The 18,054-nt window shown below is 35.6% G+C and carries 16 protein-coding genes and 1 other annotated feature; of the genes, 2 read left to right on the top strand and 14 right to left on the bottom strand.

Translation table 11 applies throughout. The features are described 5' to 3' along the window. Positions 1 to 281: 281 nt before the first annotated feature. The 10 genes from RCH56_RS00445 to RCH56_RS00400 all read right to left on the bottom strand — a co-directional run bounded on the left by RCH56_RS00445 (position 282) and on the right by RCH56_RS00400 (position 9,780). Positions 282 to 929 (bottom strand): Crp/Fnr family transcriptional regulator, encoded by a 648-nt coding sequence (locus tag RCH56_RS00445; protein WP_306483031.1) that lies wholly within the window; start codon positions 927 to 929, stop codon positions 282 to 284. An 80-nt stretch (positions 930 to 1,009) separates the two neighbouring features. Then, positions 1,010 to 2,146, bottom strand: a complete 1,137-nt coding sequence (locus RCH56_RS00440; RefSeq protein WP_306483030.1) for an MFS transporter — start codon at positions 2,144 to 2,146, stop codon at positions 1,010 to 1,012. A gap of 16 nt (positions 2,147 to 2,162) precedes the next feature. Beyond that, positions 2,163 to 2,753 (bottom strand): histidine phosphatase family protein, encoded by a 591-nt coding sequence (locus tag RCH56_RS00435; protein WP_306483029.1) that lies wholly within the window; start codon positions 2,751 to 2,753, stop codon positions 2,163 to 2,165. Between the two features lie 54 nt (positions 2,754 to 2,807). Then, on the bottom strand, positions 2,808 to 3,974 hold the full coding sequence (locus RCH56_RS00430) for a MupG family TIM beta-alpha barrel fold protein (RefSeq protein ID WP_306483028.1): 1,167 nt from the start codon (positions 3,972 to 3,974) through the stop codon (positions 2,808 to 2,810). Positions 3,975 to 3,995: 21 nt separating this feature from the next. After that, positions 3,996 to 5,417: a 6-phospho-beta-glucosidase gene (locus RCH56_RS00425; RefSeq protein WP_306483027.1), complete on the bottom strand. Its 1,422-nt coding sequence runs from the start codon at positions 5,415 to 5,417 to the stop codon at positions 3,996 to 3,998. A 16-nt stretch (positions 5,418 to 5,433) separates the two neighbouring features. Beyond that, complete coding sequence (gene celB / locus RCH56_RS00420; protein ID WP_306483026.1) at positions 5,434 to 6,756, bottom strand: PTS cellobiose transporter subunit IIC; 1,323 nt, start codon at positions 6,754 to 6,756, stop codon at positions 5,434 to 5,436. An 8-nt stretch (positions 6,757 to 6,764) separates the two neighbouring features. After that, positions 6,765 to 7,253, bottom strand: coding sequence for a hypothetical protein (locus RCH56_RS00415; RefSeq protein WP_306483025.1), 489 nt, complete (start codon positions 7,251 to 7,253; stop codon positions 6,765 to 6,767). Beyond that, positions 7,253 to 7,567 (bottom strand): PTS cellobiose transporter subunit IIB, encoded by a 315-nt coding sequence (locus RCH56_RS00410; protein ID WP_306483024.1) that lies wholly within the window; start codon positions 7,565 to 7,567, stop codon positions 7,253 to 7,255. The genes RCH56_RS00415 and RCH56_RS00410 overlap by 1 nt, the downstream gene beginning before the upstream one ends. Position 7,568: 1 nt before the next feature. Beyond that, positions 7,569 to 7,898 (bottom strand): PTS lactose/cellobiose transporter subunit IIA, encoded by a 330-nt coding sequence (locus RCH56_RS00405; RefSeq protein ID WP_306483023.1) that lies wholly within the window; start codon positions 7,896 to 7,898, stop codon positions 7,569 to 7,571. Next, positions 7,891 to 9,780, bottom strand: coding sequence for a BglG family transcription antiterminator (locus tag RCH56_RS00400; protein WP_306483022.1), 1,890 nt, complete (start codon positions 9,778 to 9,780; stop codon positions 7,891 to 7,893). Before RCH56_RS00400 ends, RCH56_RS00405 begins: the two co-directional genes overlap by 8 nt. 382 nt (positions 9,781 to 10,162) lie before the next feature. Here RCH56_RS00400 and RCH56_RS00395 point away from each other — a divergent pair, with 382 nt between their 5' ends. Beyond that, complete coding sequence (locus tag RCH56_RS00395; protein ID WP_306483021.1) at positions 10,163 to 10,966, top strand: Cof-type HAD-IIB family hydrolase; 804 nt, start codon at positions 10,163 to 10,165, stop codon at positions 10,964 to 10,966. Positions 10,967 to 11,031: 65 nt separating this feature from the next. Beyond that, positions 11,032 to 12,252, top strand: coding sequence for a diphosphate--fructose-6-phosphate 1-phosphotransferase (locus tag RCH56_RS00390; protein WP_306483020.1), 1,221 nt, complete (start codon positions 11,032 to 11,034; stop codon positions 12,250 to 12,252). Between the two features lie 50 nt (positions 12,253 to 12,302). Here RCH56_RS00390 and brnQ read toward each other — a convergent pair whose 3' ends face one another. The 4 genes from brnQ to RCH56_RS00370 form a co-directional block, all read right to left on the bottom strand. After that, a complete protein-coding gene (gene brnQ, locus RCH56_RS00385; RefSeq protein WP_306483019.1) occupies positions 12,303 to 13,646 on the bottom strand; it encodes a branched-chain amino acid transport system II carrier protein in 1,344 nt (447 codons plus the stop codon). A 63-nt stretch (positions 13,647 to 13,709) separates the two neighbouring features. After that, positions 13,710 to 13,938: a binding site (T-box leader), on the bottom strand. Positions 13,939 to 14,055: 117 nt separating this feature from the next. Beyond that, positions 14,056 to 14,994 (bottom strand): 2-keto-3-deoxygluconate permease, encoded by a 939-nt coding sequence (locus RCH56_RS00380; RefSeq protein ID WP_306483018.1) that lies wholly within the window; start codon positions 14,992 to 14,994, stop codon positions 14,056 to 14,058. A 29-nt stretch (positions 14,995 to 15,023) separates the two neighbouring features. Continuing rightward, on the bottom strand, positions 15,024 to 17,141 hold the full coding sequence (locus RCH56_RS00375) for a glycoside hydrolase family 3 N-terminal domain-containing protein (protein ID WP_306483017.1): 2,118 nt from the start codon (positions 17,139 to 17,141) through the stop codon (positions 15,024 to 15,026). Positions 17,142 to 17,260: 119 nt separating this feature from the next. After that, positions 17,261 to 18,054, bottom strand: a 794-nt coding sequence (locus RCH56_RS00370; protein WP_306483016.1) for an MFS transporter, incomplete at its 5' end; no start/stop codon positions are given.

Raw genomic sequence — 18,054 nt, 5'->3', positions numbered from 1 at the left:
CTTGTTATGTATTTTTTTATATAAATTGCAAATTACACAAAATTTATAATTTACCTATTATCCTAACTATATTTTAATACATATGCGAATTTTTTACAAGGCTTAATCTTCACATTTTCTTAAAATTTTATATTCTAAGATAATTTGAAAGAAAATATAGTTATTTATTATACATATAGTAGGAAGTTACTAAATAAAAAAAGCCAGATTCTTATAGGTATAAGTCTGGCATTAGCTTATTGATTCATAGCAATATATAAATAAGTAAGTCCTCTAGCTTGTCAAATCAAGGCTTCCAAAGATTTTCTATCTATGATGCTTATTTCCTTGTCGCAAACTTCAATTAGCCCATCCTTATCCATTTTAGATAAGCTCCTAGAAAGTGAGGGGCGAGTTGTTGCGAGATAGTCGGCCCGCTCTTCTCTAGAAATAGATAAATGAACTAGCCCACCTTCTTCATTATCAAGGAGGAAGGCTGCGATTTTCTGTTTGAGATTGGCTTGGGAGTTGATTTGGTTTTTCTTGGATAACTTGAGGCTTTTCTTAGCAAGGATGTCTATGAAGTTTAAGCGTAGATTCTTCGAACTTGTCGTCATAATAAGCTTTCTAAAATCCTTTATTACGAAGATCTCGCTATCCTTATCGGCTTCAGCCCAAAAATCGTAGGGCTTTTTAAGATAAGCATAGACCTCTCCAAAAATCGCCGACTTGTTGAAGCTTGCAATGATATATCGCTTACCCTCTGGGTCAATCTTGTAGACCTTGACGCTGCCCTTTTTGAGATAATAAAAATCCTCCTTGACCTCGCCCTTATTGAAAATATGGCTGCCCTTTGGATAGACCATCTCGTAAGTTTGGCTAAGAAGTTCTACTTCTCTTAGCTCTCCATCTGTTAGATTCTTAAAAATTGGAATTTCTCTAAGATCCATCCTATACCTTCCTTCTGTTATATTATAGTAAAACACTTGCTATTATTATACGATAGAGAAAAAGACCCCGCAGGGTCCTCTTAATTACTTTCCTTAAGAAAAATTAAGTCATAGATCAAAAACAAGGCTAAAAGGGCTGCAAAGCCTAGAAAAACCCTAGTGAGATTTTCAGTATTTAGCAAGTTCTTGAAAAGAACAAGGGCGAAGGGAGAAGCCATAGCCCCAAGATTATTTCCAGCAAACATAAGACCTGTCGCCTTGGAAATATGGCTTGGCCCTATATGATTTCCCAAATCTCCTACCGCATAGGATATACAGATTGACTGGGCGAAGGTCGCAAGGGCAAGGCCTAAGACTAGAAGAATAATAGAATCATCTCTTATAGCTATCAGAAGACTTCCTCCAATCATCATTAGGATTGCAATATTTAAGGACTTCTTGCCAAATATATCATAAAACTTACCAAAGGCGAATCCTCCAACCATACCCACAAACATTATGAAAATCGTATATAGACTAATCGATTCTCCCAAAACGCCATTTACTGCAAGAACAGTAGGAAACCTCAAATTCATAGCATTGTTGGTCATTATAGTAACCATGGAAAGGGCTATATAGAAAATTACGAACTTATTAACCCTAAATTTCCCCGAATCTTCCTTCTTGGCTCGGGGAAGGTCGGAAACATTCCTTAAGAAAAATATCAGAGGAATTAGGGCTAAAGGATAAATGGCAAAGCTTAGGTACAAATCATCCTTTCCCATCACACCCGCAAGAAGTATAGCCATGATTAGTCCTATCATCTCGAAAGCGTTTCTGTAGCCCATAAGCTTAGCCTTCTTTGCTCCTTTATTAAAAATCCCTATATAAGTCGACGAATTGGTCGCATAAATCCCCACACCAGTACCAAGGATCAGCCTATTTAGAATAATAGAAAGCTCATTTCTAAAAACAAGAGGAATAAGCCCACTTATACTTACAAGAGAAAGCCCCAAGATAGTAGACTTTCTCATTCCAATCCTCTCATTAATCTCTCCTGCCAAAAGCAAGAAAATAGTCGCACTAATAGCATTAAGACTTAGAATAATCTCGGTCGTAATAATTGATAGACCAAGATCATCTATAATACTAGGGGCAAATTGATTTGTAGCAATATGAGTCGTGTGGAAGAGGGCAAGCCCAAGCACAGCCCAATCCCTTCTCTGAATCTTTCTCATTATCTTCCTTTAATTATCATCTAATATCGGGATTGTAAATCCTATAAAAACATACATCATTATTATCACCAATATTAAACTCTAAGATACAACAATTTCCAAAATACTTGCTATCTTCTGCCTTACGCTCCTCCGTCTTGGATAGATAATACAGCCATAGTACCCCTCCATGAGCCACAACAAGAATATTTGAAGCAAGCGTAGTTGAAATAATATCATCAATCTCTTTTGCGAATCTATCATAAGCTTGTTTGTCACTTTCTCCCCCAAAAGGCACGAAGAAATTCCCGTGAGTCATCTGGCCAGGGAGCCTTGGAACCTTTTGAAGATCTTCTGGCTCACCTTCCATCTTGCCGAAATTCCACTCCTTAAGTCCTTTTCGTGGGTGAATAGGAAGGTCGGTTATAATATTCGCTGTATCAATAGCCCTCTCTGATGTAGATGAATAGACCTCATCAATTCTAATATTATTTTCTTCAAAAAATCTCCTAGTTATCTTAGCCTGCTCAATACCAAGATCTGTAAGAGGAGAATCGCACCAACCCTGAGTCTTTCCTCTTAGGTTAAATAAAGTTTGTCCGTGACGAACTAAGTATAATTTTCTCATAGTATCTCCTAAAAAGCCTGCGGCATACATATTTATATTCCGCAGGCAGGTAATTTATTTAATAAACTTAACCAAAATACCGGAATCAATCAGATCGAGCATCATTAGCTCATCTTCCTTTATTCTAGCTACCAAGTTTCTTTCTCCATCATTTTCAACTTTTCCTAAAGCTATTTCAACTTCACCAGCATAGTGTCTATAGTTGTCATTAACTATCAAAACATCTCCTCGGTCAAAGTATTTTTTATCTGAAGTTCTAGGTTCAATAGACCTTTCATCTTTTATCCTTGACATCCTCGATCTCCAGATAAATTCATTATTCCTCTCAATCGAAATGTGAGGTGCGAAGTTATAGAGTATATCCTTTTCTACATCACTTACCTTCTCGCAAAGCTCAGGTTTTAGCTGGATTACTTGTGATGAATTCACAGTAAAAGTTCCACTTTCGATACTTTCTTTTAAGCCCTCATTACAAATATCAAATGAATGATTATCGTAAACTTCTTTTAAGCTTTTTAATTCGTCTTCACTAGCGTAGGCATTACCAATGATAATATCATTGATTAGACCTGTGGCAAGTAAAATTCTCGCTTGAGTATCTATAGGAAAATACCTAAGACTTTCTACTGTTGGTAGCCCATCTTTTGAGTCCCAAACTCCATGAGTGTTGGAATTATTTGAGCTAACAAAAGCTCCAATATTGACATCACCATAGCTTTTTAGTTCAGATGACATTTCTCTAAATACATCCCAACCAAAGCCTGTATATCTTTGAGGATAGAAGTTGTAACAAACAAGGATATCTTCTGGATTTGCACCAGCTTTAGCTAGTCCATCGACAACCTTGATATTAGAATTAAATTCAATATCTATTCCATATTTATTGTTCATGAGCTCAAAGTCTTTGTCTTTACCAAAACTTTGGTCCATTCTAAGTATATCGACACCAATTTCAGAAAAAACTGATAAATCATTTATACTCGCATCTAGCCTTTTAAATAGGTCTGGATTTACATCCAAATCCACGATCATGCCGTGTTTATGTGAGAAAGCTATCAATTCTTCAAAATAATCTAGTACTTCTTCCTTGCTGCCTTCTACAGAAAACATAGATGAGAAAATCTTTTTGAATCCGTACTTAGATGAAAGTTCTATATATTTTTTTATGTCTTCTAATGGACTAACATCAGGGTATACTGAAATACCTAAAGTATGTTTCATTTAATCTCCTTTAAGATTTAACTAGTCTAAATCTTCTCCATTTGATGCTATAACTTTCTTATACCAATCAAATGATTTCTTCTTGCTTCTCTTTAGACTACCATTTCCATAATCGTCACGATCTACATATATAAATCCGTAACGTTTACTCATCTCGCCTGTACCAGCGGAAACTAGATCTATTGGTCCCCAAGTTGTGTATCCTAAGATATTTGCTCCATCTATTTCTACGGCATCTTTCATAGCCTTTATATGATCTCTTAGATAATCAATCCTATAATCGTCTTCTACATAACCATTTTCATCTGGATTATCTTTGGCTCCTAGACCATTTTCAACTACAAATAATGGTTTTTGGTATCTATCATAAATTTCGTTTATAGTTGTTCTAAAACCAAGTGGATCGATTTGCCAACCCCATTCTGTTTTATCAAGATATTCATTATCTACAGTTTTCATCAAGTTTGCAGAATCATATTTACTCGCATCATGGGATATAGTTCTAGTTGTATAATATGAGAAGGAAATGAAATCTACTGTGTTTTCTCTTAGGATTTTTTCATCTTCTTCACACATTTCTGGCATTATGCCTTTTCTTTCGTACTCGTTTAATTTATATTGTGGGTAGTAGCCTCTTGATTGAACATCTACGAAGAAATAATTTTCTCTATTAGCTTGTTGAGCAGCAAATACATCTTCTGGTTTGCAAGTTGCTGGATAATAAGTTCCTGCAGCAAGCATACAGCCTATTTTTACTTCTGGATCAATTTCATGGGCTATTTTTGTTGCATAAGCACTTGCAACTAGTTCATGATGGATAGCTTGAGCTCTTGTTTTTTCAATATCTTCACCCTCTTCGAAATATAAACCTGCGCCCATAAATGAAGCTGCCAAGATAACATTGATTTCATTAAAGGTTAGATAATATTTAACTTTACCTTTAAATCTAGTAAATATAGCAGTAACGAGATTTTGATAAAAATCAACTACTTTTCTATTTCTCCAACCGCCATATTCTTTTACAAGATGCATTGGAAAGTCAAAGTGAGTTATAGTTATAAGAGGTTCTATGTCATGCTTTAGACACTCATCTATCAAACTATCATAAAACGCAAGTCCCTTTTCATTTGGCTTTTCTTCATCTCCATTTGGGAAAATCCTAGTCCAAGCTATAGAAAATCTATAAACCTTAAAACCCATTTCAGCAAACAAAGCTATATCTTCTTTGTAAGAATGATACATATCTATAGAGTGCTTAGCAGGGTAAAAGTGGTCTTCATCAAAGTCAAACATCTTCTTTTGACCAGTTATAATAGCCTCTCTATCAGCTCCTACTGGACACAAATCCACATTCGCAAGACCTCTTCCATCTATATCATAAGCTCCTTCACATTGGTTGGCAGCAGTAGCGCCTCCCCATAGAAAATTTTCTCTAAATGTCATTTCTCCTCCTATTAATTTATTGTTCAGATTCTAATTCTTCTTTATAAAGTTCGTTATCACGTTTTTTAAAGAAAGGATAGTAAATCAAAGCATTAACAACAGCACATACTAGTGATAGAACTAAACCTTTCCAATCTCCACCTGTTGCTATAAATCCATTTATTCCTACAGGAGTTGGCCAAGGTTGTTGAGCAATAACTGGTCTTACTAAACCTGATGAGATAGCAAAATAAGCAATACTTCCTGATACCATTGGTGATAATAAAAATGGAACTGCAAAGTTTGGGTTGTAAACCATAGGTAAGCCAAATATGATTGGTTCATTTATTTGGAAGATTCCAGGTACTATTGAAGCTCTACCTAATAATTTAAACTGTTGAGATTTAGCAAGAAAAGCCATCATTATAACTAAACCAAGTGTAGCACCTGATCCACCATTATATGAAAAGGCATTCATGAACTCACCTGCTAGAGGTATGTGAGATCCTGATCCATTTAATTCCATGTTGTATAGATAAATTGGAGTAAGTATTGAGCCTATTATAGTTGCACCGTGAATACCAACAAGCCATAAAGCTTGGATAAAAAGTATAATTATAATCATTCCTATCCATGATCCTGTTAGGTTAGCTACAAAACCAAATGGTATAGCAATTAGTCCAAATATATCAGTTCCAAGTGATACGAGTATTCCATTTACAAGTATAAATAATATTGCAATTACTATTACTGGTATCAAGGCAGAAAATGAGTTGGCAACACCTTCTGGAACAGAATCTGGCATTTTTATTCTGATATCTCTTTTTATAAAGAACTTATAAATATTTATAGTTACAAAACAAACTATAATTGCTGTAAATATACCTGTAGCTCCAAATCTAGCTGGAGCATCTCCTATAGCCCAACCATTTATTATTCCTGATTCTGCATCATTTACTTTAGATATGCCTTCAGGTCCTTTTACTAGTTGAGGAACTAGCATAAAGAATCCAAACAATGATAAAAGCATTCCTGTAATAGGACTTAAATCTAAATCTTCTTCCTCTGCTATAAATCTGGTATATTCAAAACCTATAACCAACAAGAAGTATAGGGCAATCACTCCCATAGTAGCAACATTTGCTAACATGTATAAAGGAGTAACTTTATCAAAAGTGCTTGCATAAAAGCCTTCTAGCCCCGGAATAACCATAGGCAAAACGTTTAATACTAAAAATAGGGAACCAATTGTCACAAAAGATATGGATGCCATACCTGCAGATTGGATAGCTCTAACTAATTTATATTGAGACAGTTTAGTCAAAGGCCCCATCAAATATTTCTCTAAAAATTCAAACATAATTTCCTTCACTTTCTTTTTAAATTTTTGATTTTACTATAATCTTTATCTAATACTTCTATATACTTTTTATATGTCGAATCAGTATTTTCATATATCTTCTTGGCTTTTATATATAAACTAACAGCTATAACAATCATTAGAAAATAAATGATATAAAAATACATTCTTTGCCCAAGATATGGGAAAAATACTTTATAATTACTAATAGATACAAATGCCACTAGCAAAAGTCCGATTACGATAATAAAGTATATTTTTTTAGATCTACTAATATCTACTTTCTTATCAGTAAATGACTCATATTGGTCTTTTACTGTAACAAGGATTAAAACCATAATGATTACTGGGGTAAGTAATTGTAGATATTTTTCATAGACAAATAATCCTATACTCCAATGTAAACACATAAAGAAAAGTAAAGCGTTTAGATATCTAAGAAGGGTGTACCTTCGTATCTTAAAACTTTTCTCTATCTTATCGTTTATTTTAGCCATTAGATGTTTTCTAGAACAATTTTTGCCATAGCTTCTACACCTGATGGTATTGGTGCGTAGGCATTGAATGGAACTTGAGCTATTTTCTTGTTATTTTTTTCTGCTTTTTTGCTAAATTCATCAAATTTCATTCTAATTTGTGGGCTTACTAATACTAAATCATACTTATCTGATGTAAATACTTTATCAGCAGATGCCATTGTTGTTGCGTCTACTTGTATATCTTCACCCTTTTCTTGCAAAAACTTAGTAGTCTTTTTTGCCATTACTGAAGAACTCATTCCTGCGTTACATATCAACATTACATTTTTCATATTATTTCTCCTCCATTTTTTGTAATTTTTTGTTCAATGTTATCCATCTTTTGGCATTGTCCATTGCCATTGTTGCCATTGTTAGGTGGTCTTGTGAGTGAACCAAGATAATATTTATATCTGCTTTTTCACCGTTAGCTTCTTTTGTCAAAAGATCTGTTTGAACTTGGTGACATTCTAGAAACTCGTAGTTTGCCTTTTTTAAAAGCTCTTCTGCCTTGTCAAAGTCAAAGTTTTCTGCAGCATCCATAGCTTCACTAGATAAGCTTCTCGATTCGCCTGCATGAACTATGATTTGAAAGGCCAATTCATACAATTTTTCATCATCCATTATTCTTTCCTCCTAAAAATATATTCATAAATTCGATTTTATTCTTTGTTTTAATTGATTCTTCTATGAGTTCATCGTTATTTAGATAATCTCCTAGCTTTTCATAGTAGGCATTCATACCTCCCATATCTTTTTTGACAAATAGGGAATAGATAAGGCTAACATCTTCATCATTCCATTTGATACTTTCTTTTGGTATTAGAATGATTGCAAAGCTTTCTTCTTCGACTTGTTCAAGAATATGAGGGATTGCAACTTTTCCATAAGCGGTAAATGCCATCTTCTCTCTTTTCTCGTATTGATCTCTTATCTCATCATTTGAAAGATTTATTTTTTCAGATGCAATTTCCGACAATTTATCTAAAGCTTCACCTCTATCTTTTATATCAATATCTCTAACAAATATAGAGTTGATGAATATATTATTGATTTCAACCATGCCGTCAATATTTATAGCATCTTCAATCAAGTCAAAATCTTTTTGTTTAAATATAACATCTACATAGACAATAGGTGTTCGAGTTTTTTCCTTTATTTCTATGGAAGATACTATAAAATCAAATTTATCTAGGTTATATAGGTCAAGTTTGCTAATATCTGTAAGAGTTATGCTATTGATCTCTTCCTTATATCTTCTTTCTATTTGTGTTTTCATTATTTGAGCTGATGCATTACCTGATCCGCAAACTACCAAGATATCTCTTTTTTCTAAAAAGTTTCTCTCCATAGCACTTGCTATGTGTAGGGCAATATATCCGATCTCATCTTCTGATACCTTCTTTTTATAAATCTTACTTATTGGATTTGTAGCAATAGTAGCTAGCATAAAGGCTATTTGATTTTTCTTGATATCTTCAAGTATCGGATTTTTCATAGTTAGCCCATATCGTAGTCTTTCAATAAGAGGACCAATGTGCAAGGAAAGGGCAAAGAATAAGTCTATATTAGATCTAAAATCATACTTAGTTACTTTGTATATCTCATCAATCATTATCTGGGCAAGCTCTGATATTTCCGGAGAGACTTTCTCGTAATTTGTAACAGCATTCTTGCTTATGAGGTGCATGGTTAGATATAGAATTTCGTCTTCAGGAAATGTCAGGTCTAGTTTCTTACTTAATTCTTTGACCACCATATTTGCTATATTAAATTCATCATAGGAGATAACTCTCTTGGAAAGTTCATCAGATAAGTCTATATATTTTCCTTCTTTGATGCGAAGGATAGATATATAGATATGAACAACTAAGTTTTTGAAGTTGGCGTAAGGCATATAGAAAGATTCAGGGAAATCTACATCTGCAATTATAGCTTGAATTCGTGTGAAAAGTTCCTTGTCGCTGTCCCTAGCAAAGATAGCGGGGTCTTCTCCAATTTCATTTCTTATGGCAAGCCTTATGTCTTTTTCACTTCCCTTAATCTTCATCCCATAGTAGGGCTTGCTTATTAGCTCGATATTATAAGCTTTAAGGAGCTTCCTTACCTTTTTAATATCCTTGTTAATCTGAGATAGGGATACATAAAACATATCGGCTAGCTCTTGCTGTTTGATGAAGGAATTCGAAAAAAGAAAGAGCTTCATTATGCTTTCTATCCTAAAATCTTTGTTGGGATTTTCTTGTTGAAAATAAGCATATTTGAACCAATCATGCTTTAAGAAATTCTTAAATTTATCTTCATCTAAGATTCTAAATTGATATCCTTTCCCAGACTCTGATTCTACTATCGCCCCCTTATCTTTTATAAATGAGTTTAGTATTCCGATTTCTTTTTGAACAGTTTTGGAGCTTAACTCCAATTCTTCTCCTATCTCCTCTGAACTATGACATCCATAGTCACTTGTGAGATAATCGAAGATTTCTTTAGTTCTTGTTTCAATCATTTAATCACCCTTCGATATTATTATAAGAAATTTAGACTTAAACCTCCACACAAACATTTTCCCTTTGCATTTGTTTTCTTGTGTTAGGAGTTTGCCACCCTTATATTTTATGGCAAAGAATGAGGAAATAAATTTAAGTAAAGAAATAAAATATAGAAGGCATTATATGATTCTAAAAATATCACAAGAGGCTTCTCCACTTCGGTCGAAGCAAGGGTAGGGTGGTCCTAGATTTTACTCGATTCCTCTCTCACCCTCTTATTTCGGGCGTAGTGGAGCGCAGTCGAAGGATTTCCTTTCCTCCCTATTAGTTTTCTTATAGCCATCTTTGGACTTTCTTTTTATTTATCTTATAATTATAATAGAAAAGAAAGGAATTGATATGGAAAAGATCATTGCAATTGATGTAGACGGGACTCTTCTTAATGATGATAAGAAGATCACTCAAAGGACTAAGGATAGTTTAATTAAGCTTAGAGAAGCTGGTCATAAACTTGTTATAGCTTCTGGGAGAGATTATTCTGGGACTGAGTTTATAGCCAAAGAGCTTGATTTTGACACTTACGGAGGCTTTCTATCAAACTTTAATGGTGGAAGGATTACTGACTATCATACAGGAGAGATTATAGCTAACCACACTTTAAGTCTAGATTTTATAAAGGAGTTTCTCGATTTTATTAGGGATCTCTATATAGATATAATGATTTACAACGAGGGAAAGATTTTTACCAATAGTATGGACACATATTGGCTTCATGAGACGGCTAGTATGAATAATATGGAGATTGTCCTAAGGGAGAATTTGATAGATGATATTGATTTTGAGCCAAATAATATCCTTCTTTCCCAGGATCCTTCAAGGATTGATCCTCCATCACAGAAAATCTACGAGAAATTCGGCGATGTGAGTACGCAAGTTAAGTCAACTCCTTGGTATTATGAGATTATGCCAAAGGGAATCAATAAGGGAAAGAGCCTTATGGAAATTGCCGATTATTACAAGACAGACCCAGCAAACACCATAGCCTTCGGAGATGAGATGAATGATTATTCTATGATTGAAGCAGCAGGAATCGGTGTTGCTATGGGAAATGCTGTAGAGGGGATAAAGGAAATTGCCGATTATGTAACTCTTTCCAACAACGAAGACGGGATAGCCTCCTATATAGAAAAGTTTATTTTGTAGGAAGACTTTCAAAATAGGAAGAAATTCTGTATACTAGTAGTGAATTTAAGTAAAAGGAGTAATTTATGAATTGTATCATAGCCCAATCCGGTGGGCCTACCAGTGTTATCAACTCATCTCTTGCTGGAGTAATCCAGGGAGGGATTGATAATAATTTCGACAATATTTACCTAAGTCTTCATGGAATTGAGGGAATTATTAACAAAGATATTCTAGAAGTAGATAAGAAAAAATTTGTTAGAGAAGGTGTTAAGGAAAAGCTAATGGCTCGTCCTTCTTCTATCCTAGGATCTTGCAGGTTCAAGCTTCCAGAAGACCTCAACGATGATATTTACAAGAAGATTTTTGAATTTTTGTTAGAAAAAGAAATAAATGTTTTTGTCTACATAGGCGGCAATGACTCAATGGATACAGTAAAGAAGCTAAACGCCTATATTCTAGCTAATAATATTGAAGGAATTAATGTTATAGGTTGTCCAAAAACCATAGACAATGACTTAAATGGTATGGATCATTCCCCAGGTTTTGGATCTGCTGCCAAATACATATGCCAAAGTCTAAGAACTATCAGGTCCGATGTCGATATATACGACCTCGAATCTGTTACAATAGTAGAAATAATGGGTCGCCACGCAGGCTGGCTTGCTGCTTCATCCCTTCTGGCAGACTTCGGCTACCATAAGGAGTTAGTAAACCTAGTCTACGTCCCAGAAGAGAGCAAGTCCCTAAAGGAAATTGAAGAAGAGGTCAAGGATAAACTAAAGTACGAGAAAAACCTCATAATAGCTATGGCAGAAGGCTTCCGTGATACAGATTCCTTCCTTGATAAGCCTATGTTTTCCAATAGTGATGATGGCTTCAACCACCCTATAGTAAGTGGTGTTGCCCAAAGACTTGCAGACTATCTTAGAGATAAACTCGACGTTAAATCAAGGGCAGTGGAGCTAAACATAGTCCAAAGAACTTCCAATCACATCTCAAAAACCGACTCGGATGAGGCCTTTAAGCTAGGCTACTTGGCCCTAAAGCTCGGTCTTGATAAGACAAATCTAATTCCAGTTCTTAGAAGAAAAGAAGGAAAATCCTACGAAGTCTTCTACACAGAGGTAGAACCAGACCTAATCGCCAACAAGGAGATGAAAATCCCAGAAGCCTGGCTCAAAGATAGAAAAATCCTAAGAGAAAAAATCACAGCCTACGCCCTCCCTCTTATCCAAGGAGAGGTAGAGCAAAGATACGAAAACGGCATGCCTGTTTTTGTAGAACTTTCTGATTTTGCTAAGTAAGTGCAAAGAAAGAAGAGTGCTCATCGTTTAAGATGCGCACTCTTTTTCTTTTAATATTTTTGTCTAACTTTTTCTACTTCTACTTCTCTAGCAAAAACTTTTACTAATAGGCTTGTAAGTTCTACTACTATTAGGGTTGGTAAGAGCCAAGAAAGTCCTGCCTCATACATTGGTAGGCCTTGTACTAGCCTTGTTACAGGTCCTAAGCTTAGGTGGAAGGTTTTATCCATTACTTCTACTAAAGGAAGTCCAACTGATACAGCAGCTCCTGCAAGGTAGGATTCTCTAGTAAAGTTAAGGAAGCTTTGGCTTATGCCCATAACTATGAGAACTAGGGCAACTGGATATATTATTTGTAATAATAGTACAGAAAACTCTAAGAGCTTGTTTAGACCGAAGTTTGCCATTATGAATGAGAATAGACTCCACACGCAAACCCAAGCCTTGTAGGATAGTCTTTCATTAAATAACTTCTCGAAATATTCTCCACCAGAGCTTATTAGGCCAACACAAGTTGTAAGACAAGCTAGGGTGAATATAAAGGCCAGTAGAACTAGACCGAAATCTCCTAGGACAAGTTTTATAGATTCAGTAAGAACTTGGGCCCCATTTTCAAGACCAACAAACTTAGCACTTCCTATCATACCTATAGTTGATAGCATCCAGTAAACTACAAACAATACGCTACCTGCGACAAGCCCTGCCTTCACCTCATATTTTGTAACTTTCTTCTCGTCATCTATACCAAATCTTTTTATAGCTTGGGCTATTACGAAGCCAAAGTTAAGGGCTGCTACGGCATCCATTGTATCATAACCTGCGAGGAATCCTTTTGTCACTGGAGATTTTAGATAATCTCCTGTAGGAGCTCCTACACTCTTATCCATTGTAACTATCTTAAAGAACATAAACGCTATCAATAAGAGTAAGGCTGGAGTAAGGAATTTCCCCACTCTTTCTACAAGCTTACTTGGTCTTAGGCATATAGCTAGGGCAATTGCGAAAAAGATAAAAGTATAAACTAATCTTGCTATATTCATATTGAAAGATTCTGGTATGTATGGAGCTATGGCCATTTCGAAAGGAACTGATCCCGCCCTTGGTATACCGAGTCCTGGTCCTATTGATAGATATATAGCTGTTGTGAAAACTAGGGCGAATACTGGTCCTACCCTATTAGCCAAGTTAGATAGACCATTAGTCTTTCCTACTACTATGGCTCCTAATACAGGAAATACTACAGCGGTAACGCTAAAGGCTAATAGAGAAATAAATGTTGCTTTTCCTGCCATGTTACCCAATAAAGGTGGGAAGATTAAGTTTCCTGCTCCGAAGAACAGACCGAAAAGCATTATGCTCACTTGTAAAAATTGACTTCTTGATAATTTTTTCATTATTTCCTCCATAAAATATATTAACAATACTTTTCCATTAAAAAAGTCCCTTGTCTAAAATAGACAAAGGACGAAAATTCCGCGTTACCACCTTTATTCTTATATAAAAATATAAGCTCTCAAGCATCAAACAATGCCGGGTTTTGATAACGCCAACCATGGCGACACATCTTACTTAGTTCAGACGTGCAAAAGAAAAATGATTTTCGAACTTACTTCAAAGATTGGATCTCACCTAACTCCAACTCTCTGTACTCTTCTATAAGCCTACTCTTTTTTTCATAATTTTTCTAAATAATTACTGTTGACTATATTATAGGACCATCTCTTTACTTTGTCAATTTTTTTCTAATAAAAATTTAAAATAATTTATAAAATCCATGTGAATACTTGCTTAAGGCAATCTTTACTAATTATTATTTACTCTTCCCCTAGCCCACCAAGAAGTGATAAGGGGTGTAAGTATTATAGTAATAACTACAGATGATGCCACCTGGGCTGTCGCCACTCCTACAAGCGGAAGATAAGAAGGATCAATCTCTCCTATAATTTGTGGCACAGCAACAGCATTGGCTCCAGTAGAGGAAAGAGCCCAAGCAGCGTGGCCTGGTCTCTTGTTAATATAAATATCTGCCAGAACAGTAAGAGAGCCTATTACAAAAATCACTATAAAAGCAAGAATTATTCCAGAAAATCCTGCCCTATAAATATCTGTCAGATTAATAGCAGAACCCATAGAAAACCCTAAAAAGGGAATAATGGCCTTTTGGGCAAGCTTAAGAGAGCTTGAAATATTCCTATCGATATTACCAAGAACCATACCAATAAATACAGGAAGAAGAGCATCTATCATAGCTCTTATAGGAATATTTGCAATACCAGACATGCCAAGGACCAGCATAGAAAGCATGGGTCCTGTAATAAGGCTAGTAAAGCCTGCCAAAGCCTGGTCACAATCATCCCCGTAGTCGATGTTTAAAGTAATAAAGACAGAGTTGTTGTGATTAAGACTAGCACAAACCAGGGCAAGGATAGAAATACCAAATATTCCCTCCCTGCCAAAAATAGAAGAAACTAGAAAAATTATTATTAAACCCGCTCCTATTCGAGCTAGAGCCATAAAAGAAAATCTCCTAAAAATCTCCCCCACAGAGGAAATCCTGACCTGAGAACCTGCCGCAAGCAAATTGATCCCCATCAAAGTCTTCATCCCATGGCTTGTAAAAAGCGCCTCAGTAAAAACACCAAAGTGCAAGATACTAGGAACGAATGTATTGATTAAAGCAGCAAATATCAAAGGAACCATCATATTTCCCGCTGGTATTTTCTTTATGAAGTTCTTAAGCATCTTGGCTCCTTCATTGCTAATCTATAATCTTAGTAGCTTAATCCAAATCCGAGTTTATATTGATTGCCGCATTCATCAAGGTAAGCGTAAGTCATTCCTTTTGGCATATATTTATCCTTATCGTAGCCTGGTACGTCGTTAGGACTTATGCAGATTCCATCCTCATCTACAGCTATTACTTCTTCTCCTTTTGGGAAGGTGAATGGTAGTTTGCCTGTTGGGGCGAATTTTCCACTAAGGACATCCATTTGAGCGGATGTGAAGGTTTCAAAATGAGCCAAGAGGGCATCTGAGTTTTTCTCTGCCTTTTCTAATAGCCAAGGCATGGTAGAGTTTACTGAAATTATAACTTTAGCCCCATTCTCATCGGCAATTTTTCTAAATTCTTCTAGTTTATCAATATTTGCTACAGTCGTTTCTGAGTATTGTGTACCATCTATCGCCTTATTTGTTTTGTTTTCACAAAGATCAAGCTCTAGAAGGCCTGGGGTTGCAGAAAAATAGTTACCTGATTTTGGTGTGATTTGTACAAAAATATATTCTGCTTCTTTAGCATCTTCTACAAGTTCTATATCTTCTCTTTCTTTTAGATCTTCGATAGCTTCTTTTCTAAATATTTCTGCCTTATCAGCTTCCTTGTGGAGGTAGTCTACATATACTTTAGCCTTATCTTTCATAGGTAGGGTATTCTCTTTATTTTTGAGAAGTACTACAGATCTCTGGTGGGCAGAGTAGGCTTTTTTCTTATTATCTTCATCTGCTACAAAGTCTTTTGCCCTTTGTGGGTCAACATAAGTTTTGTCATCGAATAGGCCTAGGTCAAACATTTCTGTAAGGAGTCTGATATTTGCTTCGATTAATCTTTCACGACTAATTTTACCTTCTTCGTAGGCTTTTATTATCCATTCTACTTCGTTGGTATCAGATATAAGGTCTACTCCATTATTTATAGCACAAGCTGCACGGTCTTGTTTTTCTAGGTGCATCATGCCCCATGCCATGTTATCTAAAATTCCTGAGTCTGAGTTTATATAGCCCTTAAAGCCCATATCCTCTCTTAGGATATCTTGGATAAAGTATTGGTTAAAGGCAAAACCTACTGGCTCGAAAGGAATCTTACTTCCCTTATAGTTTTGGACTGCTGACTTATCGTGGGCAGGAATTGAGTAGTAAGGCATAATTGATGAAACCTTTTTCTCAGCAGCTGCCTTAAATGGTGGAAGGTGATACTTCTCTAGCGAACCGGGTGTTCTATATACGTTGAATTTTCCTTCCTTGTAGTGTGGGTCAAAGCCATTTTCCCTAGCTCCACCGCCTGGGAAGTGTTTCATGGTAAGGGCAACTGATTCGCTGTTTAGCTCATCTGATTGAAAGGCTTCGATTAAGTCTTCTCCTGCCTTTGTAATAAGGTCTGTATCTTCACCCAAGGTTCCATAAAATCTTTGCCATCTAGGATCTGTAGCAGTATCAAGCATATACATATAGCCTTTTCTAAGACCAGAATATTTCCATTCGTCTCTTGCTATTTCTCCAAACTCCTTAAAGATTGAGTATTCATAATCTCCGTCAGGATGGTAGTTTCTAGCCTTATCTCCAAGATAAGCTGCAGCAAGTCCTAGGGTTGATGGATAGGTAGTAAATACTCCTACAGCATCGTTCATACCAAAGGTTCTTTCAGCATTTTCATTCCTTGAGTTTGAGGCAATAATAACAGGAATACCTAATCTTGAGCTTTCAGCTACTTCGTTCATAGCATTAGTCCACTTTGCTATTTCTTCTTCTGAGAAGTTATCCCTTAAGATAAAGTGGCGTAGGTTTTTGTCAATTATGTGTCCTGTTGAACCGTGGTTAATCTGACCTATAAAGATATTTTTATCCTCGTAAACTTCCTCATCAAGAATACTATCGTGACTTGTCTTTTCCTTATCTTCTTGGGCAAGACCCATTCTTTGAGACTTAATTATCATATTGCCACAAAGCTCTTCTATAGTCATCCTGTAAGCCAAATCCTTGGCACGGACAGATGATGGAAGACGCCAATCTTCGTATGGGTCGAGGATACCATTACCATTTAAATCTTTAAACTCAAATCCTTCATTTTCGATTAATTTTTTATTTCTTACTTCTAGTTTTAATTGCTCTGTCATATCTTCCTCCTATTTCCTTATAAATTTACCCTAAGATATTGGAAAAATAACCTCCAATTTCTTGGAGGTCTTTCGTTAATTTCTAGCTCTTAGCTTTTGCTAATTAAAAATTTAAGTTATTATAATTGAGCTCTCTTTTCTGCTAGAGTCTTATTATTTTTCTCTACAGTCTTTCTATTGAGTGGATATATTAAAAAGACTACTAAGCCACCAAGTCCTAGTGCTATAGCTGGTATTAGTGTTGCTACATTATATATTCCCTGAGCAACTTCTGCTGTTTGACTCGCAGCTCCTGCAACATATCCTACTGAAGCTACTGCAAATCCACCAAGTCCTCCAGCAAAGGCTTGGCCTAACTTTCTTGCAAATGAGTAAATAGCGTAAACTTTTCCATCATCTCTTACTCCATTTTTGATTTCCAAGTCGTCGATTACGTCTGTAATCATGGCCCAAGTTAGGGTATTAAATATTCCTAGGAAGATATAAGCTATTACAGTTCCAGCTAGGAATAGATACATATTTTCAAGTTTTAAGATGAAAAGTATAAAGTAAGTTACACCTGCACCTATTAGTCCAATAGATGATGCTTCTTTCTTACCTATATTTTGTCCAAGCTTCATAGCCATTGGAGCTGTAAATAGCATTGGAACTGTACCACAAAGACCAGCTAGAGCCATTCCAGTTGTATCTTGGAAGTAGGTAGAATATACATATATATTCATTGAGCCAACTAAAAGCATCCCAAGAAGGAGGCATATAGATACTACTATGATTGATAGTAGAGATCTTTTACTAATTACATTTCCGATTCCCTTAAGGGCGTTTTCTTTTGGACCAGCTGATTCTCTTTCTATGTCAACTCTTTCAGTACAGAAGGAGTAACAAATAAAGTAAGAAATAATAGCTAGTATTC

The organism is Anaerococcus sp., assembly GCF_030825785.1.
Lineage (GTDB): Bacteria > Bacillota > Clostridia > Tissierellales > Peptoniphilaceae > Anaerococcus.
Note: the sequence above shows the minus strand (reverse complement) of the source record. Positions and strands in the feature narration are given on the sequence as shown.

Coding starts and splice junctions, on each gene's coding strand:
- brnQ (WP_306483019.1), bottom strand. CDS start 13,646: ATGAAAAAATTATCAAGAAGTCAATTTTTACAAGTGAGCATAATGCTT.
- RCH56_RS00440 (WP_306483030.1), bottom strand. CDS start 2,146: ATGAGAAAGATTCAGAGAAGGGATTGGGCTGTGCTTGGGCTTGCCCTC.
- RCH56_RS00435 (WP_306483029.1), bottom strand. CDS start 2,753: ATGAGAAAATTATACTTAGTTCGTCACGGACAAACTTTATTTAACCTA.
- RCH56_RS00415 (WP_306483025.1), bottom strand. CDS start 7,253: ATGGCTAAAATAAACGATAAGATAGAGAAAAGTTTTAAGATACGAAGG.
- celB (WP_306483026.1), bottom strand. CDS start 6,756: ATGTTTGAATTTTTAGAGAAATATTTGATGGGGCCTTTGACTAAACTG.
- RCH56_RS00445 (WP_306483031.1), bottom strand. CDS start 929: ATGGATCTTAGAGAAATTCCAATTTTTAAGAATCTAACAGATGGAGAG.
- RCH56_RS00380 (WP_306483018.1), bottom strand. CDS start 14,994: ATGCTTAAGAACTTCATAAAGAAAATACCAGCGGGAAATATGATGGTT.
- RCH56_RS00410 (WP_306483024.1), bottom strand. CDS start 7,567: ATGAAAAATGTAATGTTGATATGTAACGCAGGAATGAGTTCTTCAGTA.
- RCH56_RS00405 (WP_306483023.1), bottom strand. CDS start 7,898: ATGGATGATGAAAAATTGTATGAATTGGCCTTTCAAATCATAGTTCAT.
- RCH56_RS00425 (WP_306483027.1), bottom strand. CDS start 5,417: ATGACATTTAGAGAAAATTTTCTATGGGGAGGCGCTACTGCTGCCAAC.
- RCH56_RS00395 (WP_306483021.1), top strand. CDS start 10,163: ATGGAAAAGATCATTGCAATTGATGTAGACGGGACTCTTCTTAATGAT.
- RCH56_RS00430 (WP_306483028.1), bottom strand. CDS start 3,974: ATGAAACATACTTTAGGTATTTCAGTATACCCTGATGTTAGTCCATTA.
- RCH56_RS00400 (WP_306483022.1), bottom strand. CDS start 9,780: ATGATTGAAACAAGAACTAAAGAAATCTTCGATTATCTCACAAGTGAC.
- RCH56_RS00375 (WP_306483017.1), bottom strand. CDS start 17,141: ATGACAGAGCAATTAAAACTAGAAGTAAGAAATAAAAAATTAATCGAA.
- RCH56_RS00390 (WP_306483020.1), top strand. CDS start 11,032: ATGAATTGTATCATAGCCCAATCCGGTGGGCCTACCAGTGTTATCAAC.